Source organism: Oricola sp. (assembly GCF_022763245.1).
In the GTDB taxonomy this organism is placed as follows: domain Bacteria; phylum Pseudomonadota; class Alphaproteobacteria; order Rhizobiales; family Rhizobiaceae; genus Oricola.
This window is the reverse complement of the sequence record NZ_JALEGV010000014.1, coordinates 361,862-385,154: the sequence shown is the minus strand read 5'-3', so window position 1 is coordinate 385,154 and position 23,293 is coordinate 361,862. Positions and strand designations below refer to the sequence as shown.

The following is a 23,293-nucleotide window of genomic DNA, read 5'->3' as shown; positions in this document are numbered from 1 at the left end:
CCTCGTTTCCTATCCCTTCGGCCGTTCGGCGACGACCATGTAATTGACGTCCATGTCGCGAGACAGTCGCCATTCGTCGGCCAGCGGATTGTAGCTGACGCCGCTGCGCCGAGAAACGCCGAGGCCGGTGCCCTGCAAGGCGGCGTCGATCTCCGAAGGTCTCACCAGCCGCTCATATTGGTGCGTGCCCCGCGGCAGCCAGCGCAGCACGTGCTCCGCTCCGATGATCGCCAGCCCGTAGGCCTTCATCGTCCGGTTGATGGTCGCGACGAACATCAGCCCGCCCGGGCGCACCATCGCCGCGCACGCCTTCATGTAGAGGTCCACGTCGGCGACGTGCTCGACCACTTCCATGTTGAGCACGACGTCGAAGCTTTCGCCCGCTTCCGCCAGCGCCTCGGCCGTCGTCGCGCGATAATCGACCTCCACGCCGGACTGGGCCGCATGGATTTTCGCCACTTCGATATTGGTCTCCGAAGCGTCCGCCCCGACGACCGTGGCGCCGAGCCGGGCCATCGGCTCGGAGAGCAGCCCGCCGCCGCACCCGATGTCGAGGAAACGCAGGCCCTCGAATGGTTTCGCGGAACGCCCCTCCAGGCCGAAATGCTCGACGACGGTCTGGCGGATATAGCTGAGCCGCACCGGGTTGAACTTGTGCAGCGGCTTGAATTTGCCGGTCGGGCTCCACCATTCGGATGCCATCCGGGAAAATCGCTCGACCTCGCCGGCGTCGATCGTCGTTGCTCCGCTTTCCATTCCGTCTCTTCCTCTGCGTCCTGATCCCCAACTCGGGCGCGACGGCGGGCAAGTCAAGAGGGTGCGTCAAGCAGGCCCTGAGCGGAAAAGCCGACGAAAGGCAAACTTGCGGCCAACCGCGCGATTGTTTAAGGAGCGCTCCGACCTGCGAGACAAAGTCCGCGGCCCGAGAAACGAACCGTCGAGCATCTATTCCGCCATGGCCCGTATCGTCATGAAATTTGGCGGCACTTCCGTCGCCGATATCGACCGCATCCGCAATGTCGCGCGGCATGTGAAACGGGAAGTCGACGCCGGCCATGAAGTCGCCGTCGTCGTGTCCGCCATGGCCGGCAAGACCAACGAACTCGTCGAGCTGACCCGCATGGCCTCGCCGATGCATGACGCGCGCGAATATGACGCGATCGTCGCGAGCGGCGAACTGGTCACGGCCGGCCTCCTGGCGATCGTCCTGCAATCCATGGATGTCGACGCCCGCTCCTGGCAGGGATGGCAGATCCCGATCAAGACCGACAACGCCCACGGTGCCGCACGCATCGCCGAGATCGACGGCCAGCGCCTGATCGAACGCTTCAAGATCGGCCAGGTGGCGGTGGTCGCCGGCTTCCAGGGCGTCGCGCCCGACAACCGCATCTCGACACTCGGCCGCGGCGGCTCCGACACGAGTGCTGTGGCGATCGCCGCCGCGGTGCACGCCGATCGCTGCGACATCTATACCGACGTGGATGGCGTCTACACGACCGACCCCCGCATCGAGCCGAAGGCCCGCCGCCTTGCCAAGGTCTCGTTTGAGGAAATGCTGGAAATGGCTTCGCTCGGCGCCAAGGTGCTCCAGGTTCGTTCGGTCGAACTCGCCATGGTGCATAATGTCCGCACCTTCGTGCGCTCCAGTTTCGAGGCGCCCGACGCGCCCGGCATGGATGATTTCGACAATCCGCCGGGCACGTTGATCTGTGATGAGGATGAGATCGTGGAAAAGCAAAATGTGACCGGTATCGCCTATACGCGCGACGAGGCGCAGATCTCGCTGCGTCGCGTCCAGGACCGCCCCGGCGTCTCGGCCGCCATCTTCGGCCCGCTCGCCGAAGCCGGCATCAATGTCGACATGATCGTCCAGAACGTCTCCGCCGACGGCAAGTTCACGGACATGACCTTCACGATCCCGAGCACCGACGTGGACAAGGCGCTGCGTGCGCTTGAAGGCGTCAAGGAAGAGGTCGGCTACGAGGCGCTGCAGTCCGAAACCGGCCTGGTGAAGGTCTCGGTCATCGGCATCGGCATGCGCAGCCACGCGGGCGTCGCCGCTTCGGCCTTCAAGGCTCTGGCTGAAAAAGGCATCAACATCCGCGCCATCACGACGTCGGAAATCAAGATCTCGATCCTGATCGACGGCGCCTATTGCGAATTGGCGGTGCGCACGCTGCACGGCGTCTACGGTCTCGACAAGGTCTAGCCAGCCCGGCTATGCCATAGGTTGAAGTCTGGCATGCGCCGGACACGCTGTTCTTTGCTGGGAGAAGTCGTTGCTACGTGAGGCGGATGCCGGACCGCGAGTGCTCCTCAAACGCCTCCGCGAGATCATGGCGGAGCCGATGGAGCCGCAGGAGCGGCTTGACGCCATCGTGCGGCAGATCGCCCGCAACATGGTCGCGGAAGTGTGCTCGGCCTATGTGCTGCGCGCCGACGGCGTGCTCGAGCTCTACGCCACGGTCGGCCTGAACCCGAACGCCGTCCACCAGTCCGCCCTGCGCCTCGGCCAGGGCCTCGTCGGCACGATCGCGTCCTCGGCCCGGCCTTTGAACCTCGCCGAAGCGCAGAAACACCCCGCTTTCCAGTATCTCCCTGAAACCGGCGAAGAACTCTACAACTCCTTCCTCGGCGTGCCGATCCTGCGCGCCGGCCGCACGCTTGGCGTCCTGGTCGTCCAGAACGAAGCCCATCGGATGTATGGCGAGGACGAGGTGGAGGCGCTCGAAACCGTCGCCATGGTCCTCGGCGAGTTGATCGCCGCCGGCGACCTGAAAAGGCTTTCGACCACCGGCATCGAACTCGACCTCACTCGTCCCGTCACCTCCAGTGGCCGCGCGCTGGCGGAGGGCATCGGCCTCGGCCATGTCGTGCTGCACGAGCCGCGCATCGTCGTCACCAACCTCTTCAACGAGGACTCCGACACCGAGATCGAGCGGCTCGCCTCCGCCATCAGTTCGCTGCGCCTGACGATCGACGACATGCTGTCGCGCCGCGAGATCGCCTTCGAGGGCGAACATCGCGACGTCCTGGAAAGCTACCGCATGTTCGCCCATGACAAGGGCTGGGTGCGCCGTCTGGAGGAAGCGATCCGCAACGGCCTCACCGCCGAGGCGAGCGTCGAGAAGGTGCAAAGCGACATGCGTGCCCGCATGACCGCGGTCAGCGACCCGTATCTGCGCGAACGCATGAGCGATTTCGACGATCTCGCCAACCGGTTGCTGCGCGAATTGATGGGCGAGGACATCGCCAGCCGCGAGCAGAAATTGCCGCCCGACACGATCCTCGTCGCCCGCTCCATGGGCGCGGCCGAATTGCTGGACTACCCGCGCAAGAACCTGCGCGGCCTCGTGCTGGAAGATGGCGCGGCGACCAGCCATGTCGTGATCGTGGCGCGCGCCATGAGCATTCCCGTCGTCGGCCAGGCCAAGGGCATCGTCGCCCTGTCGGAAAACGCCGACGCCGTCATCGTCGACGGGCTCTCCGGCGACGTGCATCTGCGTCCGCAGCAGGACGTCGAGGCGGCCTACACCGAGAAGGTCCGGTTCCGCGCCCGCCGCCAGCAGGAATATCGCGACCTGCGTGACAAGCCGTCGATCACCCGGGACGGGCAGAGTTTCCAGTTGCACATGAATGCCGGCCTTCTGGTCGATCTGCCGCAGGTCGATGAATCCGGTGCCGAGGGGATCGGCCTGTTCCGCACCGAACTGCAATTCATGATCGCCTCGACCTTCCCACGCGCCGAGGCGCAGGAAACGCTCTATCGCAGCGTCCTGGAGGCGGCCGGGAAGAAACCTGTCACCTTCCGCTCGCTCGACATCGGCGGCGACAAGGTGCTGCCCTATTTCCGCGGCGCGCCGCAGGAGGAGAACCCTGCGCTCGGCTGGCGCGCGATCCGCCTGTCGCTCGACCGTCCCGGCCTGTTCCGCACCCAGCTGCGCGCGCTTCTGAAAGCGGCCGCCGGCCGCGAGTTGAGCGTCATGCTGCCAATGGTGACCGACGTCGCGGAGATTGCCCAGGCACGCGAGATCATCAATCGCGAGGTCCAGCACCTGTCGCGCTTCGGCCACGGCCTGCCGACGCGTCTGAAGCTGGGCGCGATGCTGGAGGTCCCTTCCCTCCTGTTCGATCTCGACGCGCTGATGCGGTCCGCCGATTTCGTCTCGATCGGCTCCAACGACCTGTTCCAGTTCCTGACGGCGACCGACCGCGGCAATGCGCAGATCGCCAACCGGTTCGAGCCGGTGTCACGCCCGTTCCTGCGCGCGTTGCGCGATGTCGCCCGGGTCGCAGACGCCCACTCCACGCCGCTCACCCTGTGCGGCGAACTCGCCGGCCAGCCCTTGAGCGCCCTGGCGCTCGCCGCGGTCGGCATTCGCGGCCTCTCGATGTCGGCGGCGGCGATCGGCCCGGTGAAGGCGGCGCTGCTCGCCACGGACCTTTCCGCCTTGACCGAGCGCCTCGCCGAAGCGATTGAAAACGATCGCGGCGGAACCGATATGCAACCGATCATCCGCGACTTTGCCGACAAGCACGCGATCCCCTACACCTGAGACAAGACAGCCAGCGCCGAGCCGCATGATTGAACTTCCCGCCGACAAGATGGATCAGATGGTCAAGCGCTTCGCCATGCTCGAAAGCGAGATGGCCAGCGGACCGGACAGCGAAACCTATGTGAAGCTCGCCTCCGAATATTCCGAATTGGAAGAAATCGTCGGCAAGATCCGCGCCTACACGGCCGCCAATTCGGAACGCGACGACCTGAAATCCCTCCTCGCCGACAAGGCGACCGATGGCGACATGCGCGCGCTGGCCGAGATGGAATTGCCCGAGGTCGAGGAAAAGATCGAGGCGCTGGAAAAGGACATCCGCATCCTGCTGCTGCCGAAGGACGCCGCCGACACGAAGAATGCCATTCTCGAAATCCGCGCGGGCACCGGCGGCCTGGAAGCAGCACTTTTCGCCGGCGACCTCTTCCGCATGTACGAGCGCTACGCCTCCGTCCATGGCTGGAAGGTCGAGGTGATCTCCGCCTCGGAAGGCGACGCGGGCGGCTACAAGGAAATCATCGCCATGGTGTCCGGCCGCGGCGTGTTCTCGCGGCTGAAGTTCGAATCCGGCGTCCACCGCGTCCAGCGCGTGCCGGAGACCGAGGCAGGCGGGCGCATCCACACCTCCGCCGCCACCGTGGCCGTGCTGCCGCAGGCCGAGGAAGTCGACGTCGACATCCGCGACCAGGACCTGCGCATCGACACGATGCGCGCTTCCGGCGCCGGCGGGCAGCACGTCAACACCACGGATTCGGCCGTGCGGATCACCCATATCCCGACCGGCATCGTGGTCGTGCAGTCGGAAAAGTCGCAGCACCAGAACCGCGCCCGCGCCATGGAAATCCTGCGCGCCCGGCTGTTTGACGCCGAGCGCCAGAAGGCCGCCGACGAACGTGCCGAATCGCGGCGGCTGCAGGTTGGTTCCGGCGACCGCTCGGAACGCATCCGCACCTACAATTTCCCCCAGGGACGCCTGACCGACCACCGCATCAACCTGACGCTCTACAAGCTCGACCGGGTGATGGAAGGCGAACTGGACGATGTCATCGAGCCCCTGATCGCCGATCACCAGGCCAGGCTGATGACCGAGGAAGCGGCGTGAGCGCCGCCATCGCCCCGCATTCTGTCAGCCGTCTGTTTGACGACGCGAGGAAACGGCTCTCGCAGGCCGGGTTCCCGACCCCCGACCTCGACGCCGGCCTGCTGCTCGAATTCGCGACCGGCGCAACCACGCTCGACCGCATCACGGACCCCGGCAAGACCGTCGATGCCGAAAAGGCCGCGCGCTTCGAGGCGTGCCTCGTCCGCCGACTGTCGGGCGAGCCCGCGCATCGCATCCTCGGCGAACGCGAATTCTACGGCCTCCCGCTCAAGCTGAACGCATCGACGCTCGTGCCCCGCCCCGACACGGAGACACTCGTCGATCTCGTGCTGCCCTTCGTTCGGGAGACAGCGGCGCGTACCGGCGCCTGCCGCATCCTCGATGTCGGAACGGGAAGTGGCGCCATCGCGCTTGCGTTGCTCGCCGAGGTGCCGGAGGCCGTCGCCATCGGAACCGACGTCTCCGAGGAAGCCCTCGACATGGCGGACGCCAACGCCGCCGCGCTTGGTCTGGACGACCGTTTCGGCTTCGTCCTGTCAAACTGGTTCGAGGCGATCACCGACGAATTCGACCTCATCGTCTCCAATCCGCCCTACATCCGCAGCGCCGACATTGCGGGCCTCGCGCCCGATGTTCGCGACCACGACCCGATGGCCGCGCTGGACGGCGGCACGGACGGGCTTTCGGCCTATCGGGTGCTCGCATCGCAGGCGCCCGCATTCCTCGCGCCGGACGGGGCACTGGCCGTCGAGATCGGTTACGACCAGAAGGCCGACGTGACGCAGCTGTTCGCGCAAGCAGGGATGCGACTTTCGGCGGAACGCGCAGACTATGCCGGCAATGACAGGGCGCTTTTTTTCATAAAATGACAAAAACTTGCTGGTTGCGGTGAAAAAACCACTTGGCAACGCAGCATTGGAAGGCTACCTAAGTTGAGACGGCTCCGATGAGAGGTCGTCAGTCCGGCACCCAACGAAAACTAGAACGTTCTTCGTGCGGACGACCGCCTTGCACCGATCAGGTTGCAGAATCGGTGCAGAGGCACGCACACAAACAATTCGCAAGTCAGGCAAGGTAGGGGGATTCCTTGGCCTGAAACGAACGAGCGCATTGCGCAATCCATAACGACTGCAATGACAACATGAGAGTCTGATGAGACCACAACAGCAAGGTCGCCGCCAGCGCAATCGCGGTAATGGCGGAGGCGGCCGGCGTAACCAGAATCCGCTGTCCCGCAACTACGAAAGCAACGGACCGGACGTCAAAATCCGCGGCAACGCACAAGTGATTGCCGACAAATACACCACTCTGGCCCGCGACGCCCTGTCGTCCGGCGACAGCGTGATGGCTGAGAACTACCTTCAGCACGCCGAACACTACAATCGGATCATCATGGCCGCCCAGGCGCAGGCCCAGGCCCAGCGCGACGAACGCGCGCAGGGCGGCGATCAGGATGACGACGGCGACGACTCGATGTCGTCGGCCGACAACGAGAACGCCCGTCAGGACAATCCTCGCCAGGAAAATGCCCGGCAAGAGAATGCCCGCCAGGACAAAGAACCGCGCAAGCGCGACCGCGAACCCCAGGCGGCCAAGACCAATGGCGAGGCCCAGCCGAACGGTCAGGACGCCGCCGAGGCGCCCCAGCCCGTGATCGGCGAAACCCCGGTCGAGGTGGCCCTCGAAGAGCAGGAACAGGAGCGCGCCGCAGCACCGGCCAAGCGCGCCCCGCGTCGCCCGCGCAAGCCGCGCCGCACCGCGGAGGAAAGCGAAGCAGCAAGCGAGATGTCCGAGGACGCCGCCTCCGGCGACGCCGAAGCAGTGGCTGCCGAAGCCTGATCGCCAGACACACGGCATTCCTTTCAAACCGCGCCTCAACCGGCGCGGTTTTTTTATGCCTGTCCGCAGCCCGACCTGCCTCCCGAAGAGCCCGCCCAGGGCCGCGGACCTCCCCGCTGATTTTTCCTGCAGCGCATAAGCGGCCCCCTTTTATTCCCCGGCGCACGCCACCATATCCTGTTTCGACACAGGGGTTTGCCGCTTGCGGGAACCCGTCAACGATGAACCGGTCGGTGCTCGCGCGAGGCTGTCCGGACGATTGGAGACCGATAATGAACCTTGAGAAATATTCCGACCGCGTTCGCGGTTTCATTCAATCCGCCCAGACCTATGCGCTCGGGCAGGATCACCAGCAGTTCACGCCCGAACACCTTTTGAAAGTCCTCGTCGATGACACCGAGGGCCTCGCCGCGTCGCTGATCGAGCGTGCCGGCGGCAAGGCCAGCGAAGTGCGTCTCGGCGTGGAAGCCGCACTCGGCGCCTTCCCGAAGGTGCAGGGCGGCAATGGCCAGCTCTACATGGCGCAGCCCCTCGCCAAGGTGCTGAACACCGCCGAGGACATCGCCAAGAAAGCCGGCGATTCCTACGTCACGGTCGAACGCCTGCTCTTGGCACTTGCGATGGAAAAGTCCGCGAAGACCTCGGACATTCTCGCCAAGGCCGGCGTCACGCCGACCGGGCTGAACCAGGCCGTCAACGACATCCGCAAGGGCCGCACGGCCGACAGCGCCAGCGCCGAACAGGCCTATGACGCGCTGAAGAAATATGCGCGCGACCTGACCGCAGACGCCCGCGAGGGCAAGCTGGACCCGGTGATCGGCCGCGACGACGAGATTCGCCGCACGATCCAGGTCCTGTCGCGCCGCACCAAGAACAACCCCGTCCTCATCGGCGAACCCGGCGTCGGCAAGACCGCCATCGCCGAGGGCCTTGCGCTGCGCATCGTCAACGGCGACGTGCCGGAAAGCCTGAAGGACAAGCAGCTGATGGCGCTCGACATGGGCGCGCTGATCGCCGGCGCGAAATATCGCGGCGAGTTCGAGGAGCGCCTGAAGGCCGTCCTCAACGAGGTGCAATCGGCCGCCGGCGCGATCATCCTCTTCATCGACGAAATGCACACGCTTGTCGGCGCGGGCAAGGCCGATGGCGCCATGGACGCGTCGAACCTCCTGAAGCCCGCCCTGGCCCGCGGCGAACTGCACTGCGTCGGCGCGACCACGCTTGACGAGTACCGCAAGCATGTCGAGAAGGACGCCGCGCTCGCACGCCGCTTCCAGCCGGTCTTCGTCGAGGAACCGACGGTCGAGGACACGATCTCGATCCTGCGCGGCCTGAAGGAGAAATACGAGCAGCACCACAAGGTGCGTGTCTCCGATAGCGCGCTGGTCTCGGCCGCCACCTTGTCGAACCGCTACATCACCGACCGTTTCCTGCCCGACAAGGCAATCGACCTTGTCGACGAGGCTGCGTCGCGCCTGCGCATGCAGGTCGACTCCAAGCCCGAGGCGCTGGACGAGATCGACCGCCGCATCATGCAGCTGAAGATCGAGCGCGAGGCCTTGAAGCTGGAAAAGGACAGCGCCTCCAAGGATCGCCTGGCGAAACTTGAAAAGGAACTGTCCGGCCTCGAAGAGGAATCTGACAGCCTGACCGCGACATGGCAGGCCGAGAAGGAAAAGCTTGGCGCGGCCGCGGAACTCAAGAAGCAGCTCGACGCGGCCCGCAACGAACTCGCCATCGCCCAGCGCAGCGGTGAGTTCCAGAAGGCCGGCGAACTCGCCTATGGCAAGATTCCGGATCTGGAACGCAAGCTCACCGAGGCCGAACAGCGCGGCGAGGGCGAGGCCGGCTCCATGGTCGAGGAGACCGTGACCCCGGATCACGTCGCCCATGTGGTGTCGCGCTGGACCGGCGTTCCGGTCGACAAGATGCTGGAAGGCGAACGCGACAAGCTGTTGCGCATGGAAGACGACCTGGCCGAACGCGTTGTCGGTCAGGGCGAGGCCGTGCAGGCCGTTTCCAAGGCTGTCCGCCGCGCACGCGCCGGCCTGCAGGATCCGAACCGGCCGATCGGCTCGTTCATCTTCCTCGGCCCCACCGGCGTCGGCAAGACGGAACTGACCAAGGCGCTCGCCGACTTCCTGTTCGACGACGAGACCGCGATGGTGCGCATCGACATGAGCGAATTCATGGAGAAGCACGCCGTGTCGCGCCTCATCGGCGCGCCGCCCGGCTATGTCGGCTACGAGGAAGGCGGCGTCCTGACCGAGGCGGTCCGTCGCCGGCCCTATCAGGTGATCCTGTTCGACGAGATCGAAAAGGCGCATCCGGACGTCTTCAACGTGTTGCTGCAGGTCCTCGACGACGGACGCCTGACCGACGGCCAGGGACGGACCGTGGACTTCAAGAACACGCTGATCATCATGACGTCCAACCTGGGCGCGGAATATCTCGTCAATCTGGCCGAAGACCAGGACACCGACAGCGTTCGGGAAGAAGTGATGGCCGTGGTCCGCGCCTCCTTCCGGCCGGAATTCCTCAACCGCGTGGACGAGGTCATCCTGTTCCACCGCCTGAAGAAGTCCGAGATGGGCCGGATCGTGACGATCCAGCTGCGCCGGCTGGAAGACCTGCTGGCCGATCGCAAGATCGCGCTGCATCTCGATCCGGACGCGCTGCAATGGCTCGCCGACAAGGGCTACGACCCCGCCTATGGCGCACGCCCGCTGAAGCGCGTCATCCAGCGCGAGGTCCAGGATCCGCTGGCGGAACTCATCCTGTCGGGTGAGATTCACGACGGATCGACGGTCGAGGTGCTTGCCGGCTCCGATCGCCTGAACTTCCGGACGTTCTCCGGGGCGGTCGAAACCGACCAGGCCGCCTGACCGGCCCGCAGATAGTCTCGTCTGACCCGGCCTTCGTGCCGGGTCAGTCATGTTGAGGCCGCGATTGTATTCGATCTAAGTTCCGTTGGGACGCAATCGATTCGGGCGGGACCGGTCTTCGGACGGTAGGCCGCCTTCTGGGGATTTCCGAATGAAACCGCTCATTCCGGTCGGCCTGCTGGTTTTTCTGGCGACCTTAACCCTTTCTTCGGCCTCGGTACCCGTGCGAGCCGACACCGCAGGTCAGGCCGATCGCGTCGCGCAGGCCGAGGTCGGCTATTTCATCGACCGGCATGGCCGCAAGGTCTATTTCGACCGGCGGACCAACCGCATCATCGCCATCGAGGAACCCCAGCCGCTGCGCAATCTCTTCGAGCGGGCCCTGCCGCCCCTGCTCGCCAGCCCGCCGGGTCCCGAGGCGGACCTTTATCCTCCGGCGCCGCGCGACACGAACCCGCCCTATCCGTCGACCGATACCGTTCCGGCTCCGTCGAGAGTAGGTCGCGCGCCGCTCGATCCCGCTCCGCAAGGAACCGAAACGACAGCCGAGCCGGCCTTGCCGCCGGCCGAAGCCCCCGCCCAGACCGAGACCCGGCCCGCCGTGGAGACGGCCGCCATTCCGCGCCCCGAGATACCCGAGGTGCCGACCCGCGGACCAGCGATCGCCAAGCTCCAGGTCCTGCTCGACCGGCAGGGCTATTCGCCCGGCGTGATTGACGGCGTGATGGGCGGCAATGTTCGAAAGGCCATCGCCGCCGCCCGCCAGCAGACCGGCCTCGCCTACGACCCGGCCGACGAGGTCGCGATCGAAGCCGCGCTCGCCCAGACCGGCGGCGAGGCGTTTGCCCAATATGTCATCACGCAGGAAGACGTTGACGGCCCTTCGTCGAAACCATTCCTGCAGATTATGCCGAGAAGGCCAAGCTGCCGGCCATGTCGTTCACCTCGCCGCGCGAGATGCTGGCGGAACGTTTCCACATGGCGGAATCCTACCTGTCCGCGCTCAATCCGGAGGTCAATTTCTGGGTGCCCGGGACCGTGATCCGCGTTGTCGCGGTCGGCCAGAACGTGGAGACGCCCGTGGCGCTGATCCAGGCCGACAAGGCCGCCGAACAGGTGCGCGCCTATGACGGCGCCGGACGCCTGGTCGCCGCCTATCCCGCCACGATCGGCTCCTCCGACACGCCCTCCCCGTCGGGATCGGTTCAGGTGGAACGCGTCGCCATCGACCCGAACTACACCTACAATCCGAAGGTCAATTTCGTGCAGGGCGACAATCACAGCGTCCTGACGATCCCGCCGGGGCCGAACGGGCCGGTCGGCTCGATCTGGATCGCCCTGTCCAAACCGACCTACGGCATCCACGGCACGCCGGAGCCTGACCGCATCGGCAAGAACAACTCCCATGGCTGCGTTCGCCTGACCAATTGGGACGCCGCCGAACTGGCCCGGCTTGTCGCCAAGGGCGTCGCGGTCGAGTTCATCGAGTAGCGCGACCTCGATGCAGCTCGACGCATACAACGCCTTCTGCGCCACGCTGCCGGCAACCACTCACGTGGTGCAATGGGGCGGGGCGCATGTCTGGAAGGTCGGCGGCAAGGTCTTCGCCATCGCCGGCTGGAGCGACGGCGACACGCTGGGCGTGACGTTCAAGGTTTCCGGACTGGCCTTCGACATCCTGAAGGAGCAGCCGGGCCTGCGCCCGGCGCCGTATCTCGCCTCGCGCGGGATGACCTGGATCCAGCGGCAGACCGATGCGACCATGGATGACGAGGCGCTGAAGGAGTACCTGGCCGAGAGCCATCGCATCGTCGCAAGCGGGCTGACCCGCCGGCTGCGCCGCAAGCTCGGCCTCGAACCGGCCCCCTGACGTCCTTCGGCGGGCCCGCAATATTCCCGGTTTACATTGCAGCGCAGCAATCGCAAGATGCTCAAAAAAGCGGCGCTCAACCAGCGGGAAAGACAATGACGGGAAACATCAGGACGATTGGCGTCATCGGCGCCGGGCAAATGGGCTGTGGCATCGCACAAGTCAGCGCGACGGCCGGCTATGACGTCAAGCTGAACGACATCGCGCTGGAAAACGCCGAAGCCGGCAAGGCGAAGATCGTGGAGGCGATGGCCCGCGCCGTCTCCGGTGGCAAGATGGACGCCGCCGACGCCGACGCAGCCGGCGCCCGCATCACGGCATGCGGCACGCTGGAGGATCTCGCCGATTGCGACCTCGTGATCGAGGCCGCCAGCGAGAAGGAGGAGGTCAAGCGCTCGATCTTCTCGAAATTGTGCCCGGTCCTGAAGCCCGAGGCGATGCTCGCGTCCAACACCTCCTCGATCTCGATCACCCGGCTGGCCGCCTCGACCGACCGGCCGGAGCGCTTCATGGGCATCCACTTCATGAACCCGGTTCCGCGCATGAAGCTGGTGGAACTGGTGCGCGGCATCGCCACGGAAGACGTGACCTTCGAAGCGTCCAAGGCCTATGTGGCTTCGCTCGGCAAGACCACGACCGTGTCGGAAGACTTCCCGGCCTTCATCGTCAACCGCATCCTGCTCCCGATGATCAACGAGGCGATCTACACCCTCTATGAGGGTGTCGGGTCGGTCGAGGCGATCGACACGGCGATGAAGCTCGGCGCCAACCATCCGATGGGTCCGCTCGAACTGGCCGACTTCATCGGTCTCGACACCTGCCTGGCGATCATGCAGGTCCTGCACGAAGGGCTGTCGGATTCGAAATACCGGCCCTGTCCGCTGCTGGTGAAATATGTGGAGGCGGGGTGGCTCGGCCGCAAGACGGGCCGCGGCTTCTACGACTACCGCGGCGAGACGCCGGTTCCCACCCGCTGAGGCGACAGCCGACCCGGCGGCGGCAAACCTGCCGCCGGCCGAAGTCGGATGAGGGGCCCCGCGCGCGATCCGTGGGGCAACTGGGATCGATGCGAGGCCCCCCACCACCGGAAGTCGGGTGCGCCCTCCCCCGGCACAACTCACCTAGCATTCGCCGGCTGCGCGCGGTGTGCGATTGCGCACAGACGCGACAGGCCAAATCACCATTGCCGGCTTGCCGGTGGCAGCCGGCATGCCTATGACGAGGGCGAGGATCGAGGATTTGCGCATGCTGTTTGAAGGCACCGAAGCCTATGTCGCCGAGAAGGACCTGACCGTCGCGGTCAATGCCGCCATCAAGCTGGAGCGGCCGCTGCTGGTGAAGGGCGAGCCCGGCACCGGCAAGACCGAGCTGGCGAGGCAGGTCGCCGCCGCGCTGGGGCTCGACCTGATCGAGTGGCACATCAAGTCCACCACCAAGGCGCAGCAGGGCCTCTACGAGTACGACGCCGTGTCGCGGCTGCGCGATTCGCAGCTGGGCGACCCGCGTTTCGAGGACATCGCCAACTACATCAAGCGCGGCAAGTTGTGGGAGGCGTTCACCGCCGGCCGCAAGACCGTGCTCCTGATCGACGAGATCGACAAGGCCGACATCGAGTTTCCCAACGACCTCCTGCAGGAACTCGACCGCATGGAGTTCTTCGTCTACGAGACCGGCGAGACGGTGCGCGCGGAACACCGGCCGATCGTCATCATCACCTCCAACAACGAGAAGGAACTGCCCGACGCGTTCCTGCGCCGCTGTTTCTTCCACTACATCAAGTTCCCGGACATGCAGACGCTCAAGGCGATCGTCGACGTCCACTATCCGGGCATCAAGCAGAACCTCGTCCACGCCGCGCTGACCCAGTTCTACGAGATCCGCGAGGTCGCCGGGCTGAAGAAAAAGCCCTCGACCTCCGAGGTGCTCGACTGGATCCGCCTGCTGGTCGCCGACGACGTCGAGCCGGAGACGCTGCGCGGCGACGCGAAGAACGCCCTGCCGAAACTGCATGGCGCGCTGTTGAAGAACGAACAGGACGTGCACCTGTTCGAACGGCTGGCCTTCCTCACCCGCCAGCGCGGCGGCTAGGCGCCGGCCATGCGCACTCGGCTTCTCCCCGCGATCGCCATCGCGCTTCTGTCCGCCCCGGCGCTCGCGGACGATCCCGCCGGACGGCCGGTCATGCTCGACGCCGACCCGGAACATGGCGCCTGCAGCGTCGGCTTCCGCGTCGAACGCGACGGGACGGAGCTGCGCGCCGGGCCGGGCGACGCCTATCCCGTGATCGCCACCCTGCCCGAGGGCGCCGTTGTCGCCGGCTGCGACGCCGAGGGCGACTGGACCGGCGTCATCGAGGGCGAGGACGAGACATGCGGCATCGGCATCGTCTTCGAGGAACCGACGCCCTATGACGGACCCTGCCGCAGCGGCTGGGTGAAGACCGGGCTGATCCGCCAGATCTACGGCTGACGCGCGCCGGCGCCGCCACGCCCCGGATTCGGGACGGGCGCGCCAGGCGGCAAGGCTTCCAGCAAGGCTGCAAACGGGGCTCGGTCAGGACGTGTTCCAGGCGTCGAGCGCCAGGACCTGGCACTCGCGCAACACCCGCTCGACCGGCTTTTTCGGCCGCTTCGGCAGGCCCGGCGGGCGGCCCGGCCGCATGACGCGCCAGCGCCGCGGCCGGCAGACCCCGCGATCGCGCCGCGCGCGCCAGCGGGCAAGGCGCAGCGCATGGCCCCGCAGGTCCTCCAGCGCCCATTCCAGCGCCCTGATCCGCCCGCAAAGCCCCGCCGCGCCGACCGGCTCCCATGGATAGAAGGCCGGTTCGTCGTCGAGCCACGGCTCGGCGAAATCGCCCGGCTCGAGCCACGGATGGCGACGGCGCTTGAGCGGATCGAACAGCATGAAGGCCCCGCCCCGCGCGCGCTCGGCCGCGTCGCGCGCGGCCGCGCCCCGGGCGTCGTCGCCGGGGTTGATCCGGGGACCGGCGGCCTCGGGCGGGCGCTCGCTTTGCATGACGAGAGACGTGGCGCAGGCCTCCATCCGCCCGGCGCCAACGGCATCCGGCGCCGCCCGCGCCGGCGCCGCGTCGGCCGCCTTGGGGTCGGGCGCCTTGGGGTCGGGCGCGGAACCGACGGCGCGCACCGGCCGGACCCCGCGCGTTTCGGCGCGCCGCACGGTGACCACGACCAGCATGCAGGCCGCCATCAGGATCAGCCGCCGCGCGGCGGCCTCCGCCGGCCGCAGCACGCCGAGAATGCGCAGATAAAGCGCGTGCGGCAGCGTCTCCACCGCCACGCCGGTGCGAATGCCCGCCAGCACGAACAGCGTCGTGACGATGCCGATCAGCTCGTCCCGGTTCTTCTCGATCGCCCGCGCCCACTCGAACGCCATGCCATGCCTCTCCGCTTCCAAAAAAGGTGCGGGCAGTGTGGCGGACCGTCAGGCGCGGTGGACGGATGGGCGCGGGGAGGACGGGAAAGGCGAGCGGGGAGAAGGGTTTGGGTGGAGAGGCGGTGGAGGTGTGTCCAACGGGTGCACATCGGCCTGAGAGGTCGGAGGCGAAGGGGCCTTCTTTGTGCCGATGTCAGACCTAGGACAACCTTGCGCCCTCAAGGCGGACTTCCAGACGCCGACTACGAAACTCGAGAGCATCAAGATATTACAGGAGTTGTTAAGACGTCTGCGCTCTCATGCCAACATCCTGCAAGTCGATATGCACCATTCATGCTCCCGAAGCCTCAAACTCTATTCGAACATCTTGATAATTCGAGGCACGGGAACGAGAACGACCATGTCAGGACCGGCGAGGTGATTGGTTCGCGAATAGCGAATGGAAATACCGCGCACATGAAATCGACGACTGGCAAAGGGCGATAGCGCGCTTACAACGGCAGGCCGTCTCGGCGACACCGCTTCTATCTCAAGAACTTGATGATTTCAAAACCGTACCCAGCCGGTCACGTAATTTTACATTGTGTTGCGCGTCGTGTAAGCTGTGCGAAGCGCGCAATACTGCGTGCATTTTCAGAGATCGGAAATTCAATGCAAATCCCTTCGTGGATAAGCCCCGCGCTCACCGGCGCGGCGGCCGGGGCTGCCGCGCTCGCCGTTATCGGCTTCAGCTTCGGCGGCTGGGTCACTGCTGGCACTGCAAGCGCGTCCGTGCGAGAGGCGCGGACACAAGTCGTCGCAAAGTTTTGCGTCAACAAGTTCGCCGCGGACCCCGACGCCGTCGCGCAATTCGCCAAGTTGAAAAAGACAAAGAGCTGGGAGCGCGACCAACTCATTGTGGAAGGCGGTTGGGCGAGCTTTCCCGGTATCGATGGGGGTATTCTGGGCGTCGCAGATGCCTGCGCCAAGCAACTGGCGAAAATGGATGCCTTGCCGCCCATGGCGCAACCCGTGCCTACAGGCGCCGACAACAGCTAGGACGCCACCAATAAACCTCAATGTGGAGCGACGGTGAGCTCCCCGCAAACGAAAAACGCCGCCTCTATCAGGATGGGGCGGCGTTGCTGAAAGTTCCTGCGCGGCATCGGCGACCAGTGATGCATTCCAACGGCGGATACCCGCCAAGGCAGGAGCATCGATGCGAACGCGCACACGCCATTCCACAGTTCGGTTTCAATTCCCCTTCTCGCTCACAGGTTCTGGCAATGTCCACGCGGCAGGCTCCTATGAATTGATGGAGATGGACGAGGTCATCGAGGGATTGAACTGGGTCGTTTGGCAACGCGTCGCCACCTATCTCTATCTCCCTCTCTCAAGCCCAGGAATATGCAGCCGAGTTAGGTTCGAGATCGACTACGGGCAACTTTGTGCAGCCCTTGAACTCGACCGCGAACAGGCAACCAAGGGCGTCGATTGATTCATCAGAAAACGAACGAGGAGACATTGCATGGCAAAAGGCCAGAAACGCGGGAACCGCGAAATCCGGAAGCCCAAACAGCCGAAGGAAGCCGTGCTCGCCTCCGGCAGCACGACGCCGATCGAGACCGTCACACCTTCCGGTAGAAAAAAGTGACATTGGGGAACGCAACCATCCGGCGGGAGATAGCATGGCACTGAAATTCCTCGATGATATGAGCTACTTCGATCACAGGCGCCAGCAGATGCGCTTTGTTGCACATGACGGCTCGAAAGCCGTGTCGTTTCGCATAGAACTCGACGCGTTCTATTCGCCGGGCATTGAGGACAGCGGAGGGGAAACCGACTATCTCGGCGCCTTTTACCAGAACCTCGATGCAATCCATGCCGCAGCGCAAGCCGCCTACCAGAAGGGTGGGCGATCTTCCTATTTTCTTTCAAACGAGGATTTGCGGTCCTAACCCATGTTCATCCGATTTGGCTACGATCTAACTGTAACGTGCGAACAGCCCACGCCGATGGTCTGCCTCATGGAAATCCGCCCCGAGCGGGAAGCCACGCTGCAGGCACCGCAACGGATAGTGACGACGCCGGCTGTCGAAACCCATACCTATGTCGACCTGTTCGGCAACCGGTGTCGACGTTTCGTCGCGCCCGCGGGCGACTTTTCGATCTGGGCCGACGGCACCGTGGAGGATACGGGCGAGTTGGACCCGGTAAGGCCAGATCTGGCGGAGATTCCGGTCGCCGAATTGCCTGACGACTGTCTGACTTATCTGCTCGGGAGCCGATACTGCGAAACTGACAAGCTTAGTCAAACGGCGTGGGACTTGTTCGGCACTTTACCGCCCGGCTGGGCGCGCGTGCAGGCGATCTGTGACTACGTCAACAACCACCTTTCCTTCGACTACATGAACGCACGGGCGACACGCACCGCCGAGGAAGCCTATGTCGAGAAAGTCGGCGTTTGCCGCGATTTCGCCCATCTGGCGATCACGTTCTGCCGCTGCATGAATATCCCGGCGCGGTATGTGAACGGGCATCTCGGGGATATCGGAGTGCCTATCCTGGATCCGATGGATTTCTCAGCCTGGATGGAGGTCTATCTCGGCGGAGAATGGATAACATTCGACCCGCGCAACAACATTCCGCGCATCGGACGGATAGTAGTGGCGCGCGGCCGAGACGCTGCCGACGTGCCACTGATCAACTCCTTCGGCCAGCATTTGCTGAAGTCGTTTCGGGTGTGGACGTATGATGTCACGGCGTTGCAGAAATAGGGAAACGCCGGGACCGCGCCCCCGAGACTGTCGGCGGCGAACGGCCGGTGCCGTCAGCCGCGAATGCGGCGGGCTCGGCCCTTGCCGGCTTTCGCCCGCTTGCCCTCGGGGGTCTCCGCGCTCTCTTCGGCTTCCTTCGCGAGCCGCAACGCACGCAGGCGCGCGGTCTTCTGGGTCCGCGCATCCGCTTCCTTGTCGGCGATGGAACGTGCGGCCATGTCCGTGTTGGACATCTTGGTCTCCGACCGCGTAGGCTTGAACAGCGTGTCCTTGGTCAATTGCACCATTGTTTCTCCTTAGCGTGCGGGGCGCGCAGCCACCGGACGCGGTTTGCGTTTCGGGCCGGGCAGCAATCCCTCGCGCTGCGCCAGCTTGCGCGCCGCCTTGCGGCTGCGGCGAATGGCTTCCTGCTTCTCGCGCGCCCGTTTTTCGGACGGCTTTTCATAGGAACGCCGGGCCTTCATTTCCCGGAACATGCCTTCGCGCTGCAGCTTTTTCTTCAGGACGCGGAGCGCCTGGTCGACATTGTTGTCCCTGACGAGAACCTGCATGGTGATCTGTCCTTTCCGACGGCGGCGCCGTCAATCAGTTGCGCAGATGCCGGGGGACATTGCTGTTGGCGGGGCGGTCGGAATGAACCAGCTCGATGTCGTCTTCCTGGACCACGCGTTCGAACCGTTCGTATTCGCTCTTGATCTTGTATTGGACGACGCCGTCGCGCTGCGGCATCAGCGCCGTCACCTCAAAGGAATCCGGGAGTTTGACGGGCGCGCGGCTTTGAAAGCAGACGATATCGCCGAGGGTGAAATTGTGGCCAGGCATACTGGTGCTCCGAAAACAAAAAAAGCGGGGACCATTCCCCGCTTCATATGATGAAAGACGCCGGACATCGGTATCGCGAGATGACCTCCGTCCGGGCTGCGCAATCAGAGCGACTGAATGTTTGCCGCGTTCGTGCGACCGTCGCGACCGGTCTCGAGCTCGAAGCCCAGCTTCTGGCCTTCGACGAGGCCACCCAGGCCGGCGCGGTCGAGCGCGCTGATATGGACGAAGACATCCTTGCCGCCGTCTTCCGGGGTGATGAAGCCAAAGCCCTTCTGGCCATTGTAGAATTTCACGGTACCAGTTTGCATGTGAGTAGTTCCTAAGAATAAATCGCGTCGTGCCGCAACATGCGGACACAATCACATATCGAGAATTTGGAAAGAGATGGCGGGTCGAAAGCATTGACGCCGCGAAAAGCCAAAGCTGGCCAAAAGAACGATGTCCTTATGTAGGCCCATAATGTGGCTTGTTCAAGGCAAATCATTCATGGAGTGAGAAAAACATTTCAGCCGGAAACAAAAAAAGCGGGCGTCTGCCCGCTTCCCTCGTTCACCGAGACCCGTGAGGCGCCAGTACATCCGTGGTCGCCAGACTGTCGATCGGTTCTCTGCCGGCCAACGCGCAAGACCTCGCGACACATCTGGAAGGAGCCCAGGCGGCGATTGTCCGGTGAAGGACATGTAAGATGCGCCGCGCCGATTTCAAGGGCGTCCGGCAGGCGCCGTCGCGGCGCCTTCAGCAGACCTTGCGGCCGGGCGACTGGTCCTCGGCGGGGTCGGCGATGACGGAGCCGAGCAGGCGGGAATACTGCATGACGCGGTTGCGGCCGTTGCGCTTGGCGCCGTAGAGGGCGATGTCGGCCATCTTCAGGAGGTCGGCCGCCGACAGGCCGGTGACGCCGGCGGGAAGCGTCGCGACACCGAGGCTCGCCGTCACCACGCCGGCTTCCGACGCGCCGTGCGCGATGCCGGCCGCCTCGACCGCCGTCCGCAGCGTTTCGGCGAAGACCAGCGCGCCGTCCTCGTCGGTGTCGGGCAGCACGACGCCGAACTCCTCGCCGCCATAGCGCGCAAGCATGTCCGACCCGCGCCGCATCTGCGAGGAGAGGATGTTGGCGACGCGCTTGAGGCAGGCGTCGCCTTCCGGATGGCCGTGAAAATCGTTGAAGGCCTTGAAGTGGTCGACGTCGAGCATGATCAGGCTGACCGGTTCGCCGTTGCGCCGGCTGCGGGCGACTTCACGCTCCAGCTGCTCGTCGAAGGCCCGCCGGTTGACCACGCCGGTCAGCCCGTCGGTGCGCGCCAGCGTCTCCATCTCCGACACGAGCCCGGCGAGCCTCTTCTCGCTGAGCCGCATGTCGGTGATGTCGGAGACCACGGAAATCGAGCCCAGGCCCGGAACGACCCGGGTGCGCGCGATGATCGTGCGGCCGTCGAACAGGCGGACTTCCTCCTCGCCGCCGCGCATCATGCCCTGCGCCACCGTCTGCACCCACTCCTCGACATTGTCCCTGGGGATGTCGAGCTGCTCGCGCCGCTCGGCCGCGGCCCTGAGGATCGCGGCCAGCTCGACGCCGGGAACGCGGACGTCCCGCGTCAGCGAGAAGAAGGCGTGATACTGGTCGTTGCAGAAGACGAGCCGCGCCTCGTCGTCGAAGAGCGCGACGCCGTCGGTCATCTTCGACAGGATCGACACCAAGAGGCGCTGGTCCTCGTGCAGCTGCAGTTCCGCCTCCACCGCGTCGGTGATGTCGCGCGTGATGCCGACCAGGCCGATGACCTGCCCGTCGACGTCGCTGACCGAAACCTTGGTGGTCTCGTAGACGCGCGTCTCGCCTCCCGGCAGGTCCAGCGTCTCGCGCAGATGCATCTGCCCCTCCGGCTTCTGCATGAGCGCCTGCTCGGCGGCGAAGAGCTCGTCGGCGCGATCGGTCTCCAGGTCGCGGTCCGACTTGCCGACCAGCGACTTCCTGAGGCTCGGATCGTGATGCGCGGCGACCGTCTTGTTGACGGCGACGAAGCGGCTCTGGCGGTCCTTGACGTAGAAATAGTCCGGCGCCTGCGCGATCGCCGCAATCATCAGCGCGCGCTCCCTCAGCCGCAGATTGCCGTTCCAGACGGCCGCGACGACGAACAGCATGCCGATGAAATTCATCACGGTCATCATCGCCAGCGCCCTGCCCAGCCTCGCGTCGATCAGCTCGATCGGCAGGAGCAGGGCGGCGACGTTCGGCAGGACCGAGGCCGCAAACGTGACCAGCAGGACCCGCGGCACGCATTGCCGGAAGTTCCAGCGCAGCGGCAGCCATTTGTGGGCCGCGACGCCGATCAGGACCGTGAGGAAGATGCCGACGCAGCCGGCAAACCACCCGGCCCCGCCCGACGCGAACCGGAACGCCATGGCCGCGATCCCGGCGATGATGCCGACGATGGGCCCCTGGATGTAGGCGGCCGTCGCCAGCAGCGCGAAGCGCAGGTCGAAGAGGACGCCGTCACCGGTCCGCACCGCCATGGCCATGGTCGCGATCGAGCCGAGCCCGATGAGGACGCCCAGCACGACGGCCCGCTTGCGGCGATCATGCCGCACCAGCGCCTCCTTGGCGAAGAGCCAGACGGAGACAAAGAGCCCTACGACGGCTAGGTTTGCTATCAGGCCATGGATCATCTCGGTTCCGAATCGCGTTTGTTGCCGTCCAGATTAGTCAGAAATCGCAAAAAATATCATAACGATAGGGAAACTCGCGAATCCGGCGGTTTTTACGTCCGTATATCCGGTAGTGTCCCAGTTTGAAAATGAGCGATGAAATGCCGGGAATCGCGCGCACTCCACGGCGAAAGTCAACCGTCGCTATCGCATTCCACACGCTGTGCACATATGTTAAGTTAAACTTGACAAGAGCGAGCGATTCTATTCGCGCGCCCTTAGCCGTAATGGTGCGGCACGTTGAAAGGGAAAACCATGCCCAAAGGACCGAGGGGCGAGAAACGCCCCGGCGATCTGATCGGCATGTCGGTCATGGTCGCCAAGATCGCAACTGGCGAAATCGAAGATAATCACAAATCTGGTCGTGTCCGTTCTGGAAAGGCCGGAGCGAAGGCTCGCGCCGAGAAGCTGACCAGCGAGGAACGGAGCGAGATCGCCCGCAAGGCTGCGAACGCGAGGTGGGAGTGATGCCTAATCATAGGGCTGTTGCCATCGCGAATGAGTTTTTAAGCCGGCGAGCGGATGAAGCGTGGCCGCAACAGATGTATATTCAGAAGCTGGTTCACATCGCGAATGGCTGGAATCTGGCCGTGAACGGATATCCGTTGGTCGATGAACTACCACAAGCGTGGGATAATGGACCAGTATTTCGGTCTATTTGGGACCACATTAAAGAGTACGGCTTTCGAGGAAAACATAACACCCTTGTCGATCCGGAGAAAAAGACTGTAATTAGTGAGGAACTTACAGATAATGAGCGGCGTATTATCGACCACGTTTGGGCGAAGTATGGCCATTTGTCTGGCGGGCAGCTTTCCAAACTAACCCATGAACCCGATACCCCTTGGGAAAGGGCTTATTTTGGTCGGGGGCGAAACTCGCGTTTGGACCCGGAAGATATCAGAAATCATTACATCGATTTAGCGTTGGCCGGGCGTGGATCAGCGGCCTAAACAGGTAAGTATCGAGGACCTCGATAAAGCGCCCCTTTCCGAACCCGGGGCGCAATCTCCCGTAGATGCAGATCAATGGAGGGAGAAGCATAACGAGGTTGCTGATGAGAATTTCTCGCTAAAAGAAGAAATTAGCTCGCTAAAGCAGAAACTCAATACAAAAAATATCTTGGATGATATGCTGAAGCCGTATGCGCTCTATGCATATGTTTTTATGTGTTGTTATTCTGCGTTTGTAGCCGCCATATTGCTAATGAACGGATTCGGTTGCTTTGACAACCCAATTCCAGAATCCGTTATGCAGTTTCTTGTAGGGAGTACAGCGGCAACGGTCATTGGCCTCGTTGGGATGGTTCTAACCGGGATATTTATCGGCGCTCGAAAATGAACAAGATGCTTGCTAATGCGAGATAA

Annotated in this window: 25 protein-coding genes and 1 pseudogene; 19 read left to right on the top strand and 7 right to left on the bottom strand. The window is 64.2% G+C overall.

All coding sequences use genetic code 11. From position 1 onward, the window contains the following. Window positions 1–9: 9 nt before the first annotated feature. Window positions 10–756, bottom strand: a complete 747-nt coding sequence (ubiG, locus tag MRY80_RS09565; protein ID WP_293290402.1) for a bifunctional 2-polyprenyl-6-hydroxyphenol methylase/3-demethylubiquinol 3-O-methyltransferase UbiG — start codon at window positions 754–756, stop codon at window positions 10–12. 199 nt (window positions 757–955) lie between these two features. Here ubiG and MRY80_RS09560 point away from each other — a divergent pair, with 199 nt between their 5' ends. The 11 genes and pseudogenes from MRY80_RS09560 (at window position 956) to MRY80_RS09510 (ending at window position 14,718) form a co-directional block, all read left to right on the top strand. Further along, a complete protein-coding gene (locus tag MRY80_RS09560; protein WP_293290400.1) occupies window positions 956–2,209 on the top strand; it encodes an aspartate kinase in 1,254 nt (417 codons plus the stop codon). Between the two features lie 127 nt (window positions 2,210–2,336). Further along, on the top strand, window positions 2,337–4,556 hold the full coding sequence (gene ptsP / locus MRY80_RS09555) for a phosphoenolpyruvate--protein phosphotransferase (RefSeq protein WP_293290490.1): 2,220 nt from the start codon (window positions 2,337–2,339) through the stop codon (window positions 4,554–4,556). 25 nt (window positions 4,557–4,581) lie between these two features. Continuing rightward, window positions 4,582–5,655: a peptide chain release factor 1 gene (gene prfA / locus MRY80_RS09550; protein ID WP_293290398.1), complete on the top strand. Its 1,074-nt coding sequence runs from the start codon at window positions 4,582–4,584 to the stop codon at window positions 5,653–5,655. Then, complete coding sequence (gene prmC, locus MRY80_RS09545) at window positions 5,652–6,524, top strand: peptide chain release factor N(5)-glutamine methyltransferase (protein WP_293290396.1); 873 nt, start codon at window positions 5,652–5,654, stop codon at window positions 6,522–6,524. The genes prfA and prmC overlap by 4 nt, the downstream gene beginning before the upstream one ends. A 283-nt stretch (window positions 6,525–6,807) precedes the next feature. After that, window positions 6,808–7,494, top strand: coding sequence for a DUF4167 domain-containing protein (locus MRY80_RS09540; protein WP_293290394.1), 687 nt, complete (start codon window positions 6,808–6,810; stop codon window positions 7,492–7,494). Window positions 7,495–7,766: 272 nt separating this feature from the next. Next, window positions 7,767–10,379 carry an ATP-dependent chaperone ClpB gene (gene clpB / locus MRY80_RS09535; protein WP_293290392.1) on the top strand — a complete coding sequence of 871 codons (2,613 nt, stop codon included), beginning with the start codon at window positions 7,767–7,769 and terminating at the stop codon, window positions 10,377–10,379. A 151-nt stretch (window positions 10,380–10,530) separates the two neighbouring features. Beyond that, window positions 10,531–11,870 (top strand): annotated as a pseudogene (locus MRY80_RS09530) (L,D-transpeptidase). Between the two features lie 10 nt (window positions 11,871–11,880). Beyond that, window positions 11,881–12,249 (top strand): MmcQ/YjbR family DNA-binding protein, encoded by a 369-nt coding sequence (locus tag MRY80_RS09525; RefSeq protein ID WP_293290390.1) that lies wholly within the window; start codon window positions 11,881–11,883, stop codon window positions 12,247–12,249. A gap of 95 nt (window positions 12,250–12,344) precedes the next feature. Beyond that, the gene (locus tag MRY80_RS09520) at window positions 12,345–13,226 is read left to right on the top strand and encodes a 3-hydroxybutyryl-CoA dehydrogenase (protein ID WP_293290388.1); all 882 of its coding nucleotides are present in this window, start codon (window positions 12,345–12,347) and stop codon (window positions 13,224–13,226) included. Between the two features lie 268 nt (window positions 13,227–13,494). Continuing rightward, entirely contained in the window at window positions 13,495–14,337 is an 843-nt protein-coding gene (locus tag MRY80_RS09515; RefSeq protein ID WP_293290488.1) for a MoxR family ATPase, read from the top strand. 9 nt (window positions 14,338–14,346) lie between these two features. Beyond that, window positions 14,347–14,718 carry a hypothetical protein gene (locus MRY80_RS09510; RefSeq protein ID WP_293290386.1) on the top strand — a complete coding sequence of 124 codons (372 nt, stop codon included), beginning with the start codon at window positions 14,347–14,349 and terminating at the stop codon, window positions 14,716–14,718. 84 nt (window positions 14,719–14,802) lie between these two features. On the opposite strand, the gene MRY80_RS09505 is transcribed toward MRY80_RS09510, so the two are convergent. Further along, window positions 14,803–15,642: a hypothetical protein gene (locus tag MRY80_RS09505; protein ID WP_293290384.1), complete on the bottom strand. Its 840-nt coding sequence runs from the start codon at window positions 15,640–15,642 to the stop codon at window positions 14,803–14,805. Window positions 15,643–16,293: 651 nt separating this feature from the next. Here MRY80_RS09505 and MRY80_RS09500 point away from each other — a divergent pair. The 5 genes from MRY80_RS09500 to MRY80_RS09480 all read left to right on the top strand — a co-directional run bounded on the left by MRY80_RS09500 (window position 16,294) and on the right by MRY80_RS09480 (window position 18,398). Continuing rightward, entirely contained in the window at window positions 16,294–16,680 is a 387-nt protein-coding gene (locus MRY80_RS09500) for a hypothetical protein (RefSeq protein ID WP_293290382.1), read from the top strand. Between the two features lie 160 nt (window positions 16,681–16,840). Further along, window positions 16,841–17,119: a hypothetical protein gene (locus tag MRY80_RS09495; protein ID WP_293290380.1), complete on the top strand. Its 279-nt coding sequence runs from the start codon at window positions 16,841–16,843 to the stop codon at window positions 17,117–17,119. A gap of 30 nt (window positions 17,120–17,149) precedes the next feature. Then, the gene (locus MRY80_RS09490; RefSeq protein ID WP_293290378.1) at window positions 17,150–17,275 is read left to right on the top strand and encodes a hypothetical protein; all 126 of its coding nucleotides are present in this window, start codon (window positions 17,150–17,152) and stop codon (window positions 17,273–17,275) included. A gap of 34 nt (window positions 17,276–17,309) precedes the next feature. After that, a complete protein-coding gene (locus tag MRY80_RS09485) occupies window positions 17,310–17,579 on the top strand; it encodes a DUF1488 family protein (protein WP_293290376.1) in 270 nt (89 codons plus the stop codon). Window positions 17,580–17,582: 3 nt separating this feature from the next. Further along, a complete protein-coding gene (locus MRY80_RS09480) occupies window positions 17,583–18,398 on the top strand; it encodes a transglutaminase family protein (RefSeq protein WP_293290374.1) in 816 nt (271 codons plus the stop codon). Window positions 18,399–18,451: 53 nt separating this feature from the next. Here MRY80_RS09480 and MRY80_RS09475 read toward each other — a convergent pair whose 3' ends face one another. The 5 genes from MRY80_RS09475 to MRY80_RS09455 all read right to left on the bottom strand — a co-directional run bounded on the left by MRY80_RS09475 (window position 18,452) and on the right by MRY80_RS09455 (window position 21,887). Next, window positions 18,452–18,685: a hypothetical protein gene (locus MRY80_RS09475; protein WP_293290372.1), complete on the bottom strand. Its 234-nt coding sequence runs from the start codon at window positions 18,683–18,685 to the stop codon at window positions 18,452–18,454. 9 nt (window positions 18,686–18,694) lie between these two features. Continuing rightward, window positions 18,695–18,949, bottom strand: coding sequence for a 30S ribosomal protein S21 (gene rpsU / locus MRY80_RS09470; protein ID WP_293290370.1), 255 nt, complete (start codon window positions 18,947–18,949; stop codon window positions 18,695–18,697). A 34-nt stretch (window positions 18,950–18,983) separates the two neighbouring features. Next, a complete protein-coding gene (locus MRY80_RS09465) occupies window positions 18,984–19,220 on the bottom strand; it encodes a hypothetical protein (RefSeq protein ID WP_293290368.1) in 237 nt (78 codons plus the stop codon). A gap of 104 nt (window positions 19,221–19,324) precedes the next feature. Beyond that, complete coding sequence (locus MRY80_RS09460) at window positions 19,325–19,531, bottom strand: cold-shock protein (RefSeq protein ID WP_293290366.1); 207 nt, start codon at window positions 19,529–19,531, stop codon at window positions 19,325–19,327. Window positions 19,532–19,958: 427 nt separating this feature from the next. After that, the gene (locus tag MRY80_RS09455) at window positions 19,959–21,887 is read right to left on the bottom strand and encodes a diguanylate cyclase (RefSeq protein ID WP_293290364.1); all 1,929 of its coding nucleotides are present in this window, start codon (window positions 21,885–21,887) and stop codon (window positions 19,959–19,961) included. Window positions 21,888–22,166: 279 nt separating this feature from the next. Here MRY80_RS09455 and MRY80_RS09450 point away from each other — a divergent pair, with 279 nt between their 5' ends. Genes MRY80_RS09450 through MRY80_RS09440 form a run of 3 tightly spaced genes read left to right on the top strand, consistent with a single transcriptional unit; the run spans window position 22,167 to window position 23,267 of the window. Continuing rightward, complete coding sequence (locus tag MRY80_RS09450; protein ID WP_293290362.1) at window positions 22,167–22,394, top strand: RNA-binding protein; 228 nt, start codon at window positions 22,167–22,169, stop codon at window positions 22,392–22,394. Continuing rightward, a complete protein-coding gene (locus MRY80_RS09445; RefSeq protein ID WP_293290360.1) occupies window positions 22,394–22,879 on the top strand; it encodes a Panacea domain-containing protein in 486 nt (161 codons plus the stop codon). Before MRY80_RS09450 ends, MRY80_RS09445 begins: the two co-directional genes overlap by 1 nt. Beyond that, window positions 22,863–23,267 carry a hypothetical protein gene (locus MRY80_RS09440; protein WP_293290359.1) on the top strand — a complete coding sequence of 135 codons (405 nt, stop codon included), beginning with the start codon at window positions 22,863–22,865 and terminating at the stop codon, window positions 23,265–23,267. The genes MRY80_RS09445 and MRY80_RS09440 overlap by 17 nt, the downstream gene beginning before the upstream one ends. Window positions 23,268–23,293: the final 26 nt, after the last annotated feature.

Coding starts and splice junctions, on each gene's coding strand:
- ubiG (WP_293290402.1), bottom strand. CDS start 756: ATGGAAAGCGGAGCAACGACGATCGACGCCGGCGAGGTCGAGCGATTT.
- MRY80_RS09560 (WP_293290400.1), top strand. CDS start 956: ATGGCCCGTATCGTCATGAAATTTGGCGGCACTTCCGTCGCCGATATC.
- ptsP (WP_293290490.1), top strand. CDS start 2,337: ATGGCGGAGCCGATGGAGCCGCAGGAGCGGCTTGACGCCATCGTGCGG.
- prfA (WP_293290398.1), top strand. CDS start 4,582: ATGATTGAACTTCCCGCCGACAAGATGGATCAGATGGTCAAGCGCTTC.
- MRY80_RS09540 (WP_293290394.1), top strand. CDS start 6,808: ATGAGACCACAACAGCAAGGTCGCCGCCAGCGCAATCGCGGTAATGGC.
- clpB (WP_293290392.1), top strand. CDS start 7,767: ATGAACCTTGAGAAATATTCCGACCGCGTTCGCGGTTTCATTCAATCC.
- MRY80_RS09525 (WP_293290390.1), top strand. CDS start 11,881: ATGCAGCTCGACGCATACAACGCCTTCTGCGCCACGCTGCCGGCAACC.
- MRY80_RS09520 (WP_293290388.1), top strand. CDS start 12,345: ATGACGGGAAACATCAGGACGATTGGCGTCATCGGCGCCGGGCAAATG.
- MRY80_RS09515 (WP_293290488.1), top strand. CDS start 13,495: ATGCTGTTTGAAGGCACCGAAGCCTATGTCGCCGAGAAGGACCTGACC.
- MRY80_RS09510 (WP_293290386.1), top strand. CDS start 14,347: ATGCGCACTCGGCTTCTCCCCGCGATCGCCATCGCGCTTCTGTCCGCC.
- MRY80_RS09505 (WP_293290384.1), bottom strand. CDS start 15,642: ATGGCGTTCGAGTGGGCGCGGGCGATCGAGAAGAACCGGGACGAGCTG.
- MRY80_RS09500 (WP_293290382.1), top strand. CDS start 16,294: ATGCAAATCCCTTCGTGGATAAGCCCCGCGCTCACCGGCGCGGCGGCC.
- MRY80_RS09495 (WP_293290380.1), top strand. CDS start 16,841: ATGCGAACGCGCACACGCCATTCCACAGTTCGGTTTCAATTCCCCTTC.
- MRY80_RS09490 (WP_293290378.1), top strand. CDS start 17,150: ATGGCAAAAGGCCAGAAACGCGGGAACCGCGAAATCCGGAAGCCCAAA.
- MRY80_RS09485 (WP_293290376.1), top strand. CDS start 17,310: ATGGCACTGAAATTCCTCGATGATATGAGCTACTTCGATCACAGGCGC.
- MRY80_RS09480 (WP_293290374.1), top strand. CDS start 17,583: ATGTTCATCCGATTTGGCTACGATCTAACTGTAACGTGCGAACAGCCC.
- MRY80_RS09475 (WP_293290372.1), bottom strand. CDS start 18,685: ATGGTGCAATTGACCAAGGACACGCTGTTCAAGCCTACGCGGTCGGAG.
- rpsU (WP_293290370.1), bottom strand. CDS start 18,949: ATGCAGGTTCTCGTCAGGGACAACAATGTCGACCAGGCGCTCCGCGTC.
- MRY80_RS09465 (WP_293290368.1), bottom strand. CDS start 19,220: ATGCCTGGCCACAATTTCACCCTCGGCGATATCGTCTGCTTTCAAAGC.
- MRY80_RS09460 (WP_293290366.1), bottom strand. CDS start 19,531: ATGCAAACTGGTACCGTGAAATTCTACAATGGCCAGAAGGGCTTTGGC.
- MRY80_RS09455 (WP_293290364.1), bottom strand. CDS start 21,887: ATGATCCATGGCCTGATAGCAAACCTAGCCGTCGTAGGGCTCTTTGTC.
- MRY80_RS09445 (WP_293290360.1), top strand. CDS start 22,394: ATGCCTAATCATAGGGCTGTTGCCATCGCGAATGAGTTTTTAAGCCGG.